The organism is Streptomyces sp. NPDC059851 (assembly GCF_042732005.1).
In the GTDB taxonomy this organism is placed as follows: Bacteria; Actinomycetota; Actinomycetes; order Streptomycetales; family Streptomycetaceae; genus Streptomyces.
On the sequence record NZ_JBHWJJ010000285.1, the window covers coordinates 1 to 2,250 of the forward strand.

Annotated in this window: 1 protein-coding gene; it reads left to right on the forward strand. The window is 72.9% G+C overall.

What is annotated here, in order from left to right; translation table 11 throughout:
• Window positions 1–2,250 (forward strand): acyltransferase domain-containing protein (locus ACFV7Q_RS38745; RefSeq protein WP_385435652.1); only part of this gene is annotated, 2,250 nt, incomplete at both ends.

Below are 2,250 nucleotides of genomic sequence, written 5' to 3' on the forward strand. Positions count from 1 at the left end.
CTGGCGATGCAGCACGGGGTGCTGCCGCAGACCCTGCACGTGGACGCCCCGACCCCGCACGTGGACTGGTCGGCCGGCGACGTGGAACTGCTGACCGAGCAGCGGGCGTGGCCGCCGAGCGACCGCCCGCGTCGCGCCGGTGTCTCCTCGTTCGGTCTGAGCGGCACCAACGCCCACACGATCATCGAGGAAGCGCCGATCGAGACCGGGGACGACACGGAGCCCGAGCCCCGGGCCGCCGACACCGCGCCCGTCCTGCCGTTCGTCGTCACGGGCAAGAACGCGGCCGCGCTGCGCGCCCAGGCGGAGCAGCTCGTGACGTGGCTGACCGAGAGCCTGCACGTCGCCACCGCCGACACCGCGTACTCCCTCTCCGCCGGACGCCCTGTGTTCGAGTCGCGTGCTGTCCTGGTCGCCGGCCCGGCGGACCGTGCGGCGGTCGTGGATGGTCTGCGCGGCCTCGCCGCCGGTGAGCAGGTCCCCGGCTTGGTGCAGGGCAATGTGTCGGAAGGCGGGCTGGCGTTCCTGTTCACGGGGCAGGGCAGCCAGCGCCTCGGCACGGGCCGTGGGCTGTACGACGTCTACCCGGCGTTCGCGGACGCGCTGGACGAGGTGTGCGCGCGGTTCGATGCCCAGCTCGCGCTTCCGCTGAAGGAGGTGTTGTTCGGGTCGGATGCGGGCCTGTTGGACCGGACGGAGTACACGCAGCCGGCGCTGTTCGCGGTCGAGGTGGCGTTGTTCAGGCTCGTGGAGTCGTGGGGTGTGCGGCCGGACTTCGTGTCCGGTCACTCGATCGGTGAGATCGCCGCCGCGCACGTCGCCGGGGTGCTGTCCCTGGATGACGCGTGTGCGCTGGTCGCGGCCCGTGGCCGGCTGATGCAGGCACTTCCGGCCGGTGGTGTGATGATCGCCCTGGAGGCTTCGGAGGACGAGGTCCTGCCGCTGCTCACCGACAGCGTGAGCATTGCCGCGGTCAACGGGCCGCAGTCGGTCGTGGTCGCGGGTGACGAGGACGCGGCCGTTGCGGTCGCGGAGGCCTTCGCCGGGCAGGGCCGCAAGACCAAGCGGTTGACGGTCAGCCACGCGTTCCACTCGCCGCACATGGACGGCATGCTGGACGACTTCCGTCAGGTGGTGGCGGGGCTGTCCTTCGCCGCCCCCGTGATCCCGGTCGTGTCGAACCTGACCGGTGCCGTCGTCACCGACGAGATGGGCTCGGCGGAGTTCTGGGTGCGGCACGTCCGCGAGGCCGTGCGGTTCTTGGACGGCGTCCGTGCCCTGGAAGCCGCCGGTGTGACGACCTTCGTGGAGCTGGGCCCGGACGGTGTGCTGTCCGCGCTCGCGCAGGACTGCCTGACGGGCTCGGCCGACGTCGCCTTCGTACCGGTCCTGCGCGCGGGGCGGGTAGAGGCGGAGACCGCCGTTACCGCTGTGGCCCAGGTGTTCGTACGGGGCGTGGCGGTGGACTGGTCCGCCTTCCGCACCGGCACCGGCACCGGCACGGGCACGCAGCGGGTCGCGCTGCCGACGTACGCCTTCCAGCGACAGCGGTTCTGGCCCGAGACGGCCTCGCAGGGCGGCGGCACCGCCCCCGCCCGGACCTCCGACGCGGTCGACGGACGGTTCTGGGACGCGGTCGAGAGCGGCGATCTGGGCGCCCTGCTGTCCGAGCTGGACGTGGCCGAGGGGGCGAGCTTCGGCGAGTTCGTACCCGCCCTGTCGGCCTGGCGCCGGCAGAACCAGGAGCAGGCACAGGTCGACGGCTGGCGCTACCGAGTGCAGTGGAAGCCGCTGACGGCCTCCGCCGCGTCATCCGAGCTGCCGGGTGGCGAGTGGATAGCCGTCGTCCCCGCGGCCTGCGGTGACGACGCCCTGGTCGACGCCGTGGTGGGTGCGCTGGCCGGGCGGGGCGCCGAGGTGCGTCGGGTCGTGGTCGGGGCGGGTGTGGACCGGGCCGTTCTGGCCGGTCTGCTGGCGGAGGCCGGGTCGGTGGCCGGGTCGGTGGCCGGTGTGGTGTCGCTGCTCGCGCTGGGTGGGGCCGCCGGTGTGGTGGACACGGCCGTGCTCGTCCAGGCGTTGGGTGATGCCGGGATCGAGGCGCCGCTGTGGTGTGTGACCCGGGGTGCGGTGAGTGTGGGTCGTTCGGACCGTCTCGTTTCGGCGGTTCAGGCGCAGGTGTGGGGTCTGGGTCGGGTGGCTGCGCTTGAGGTCCCGGAGCGTTGGGGTGGCCTGGTGGACCTGCCGGAGGTG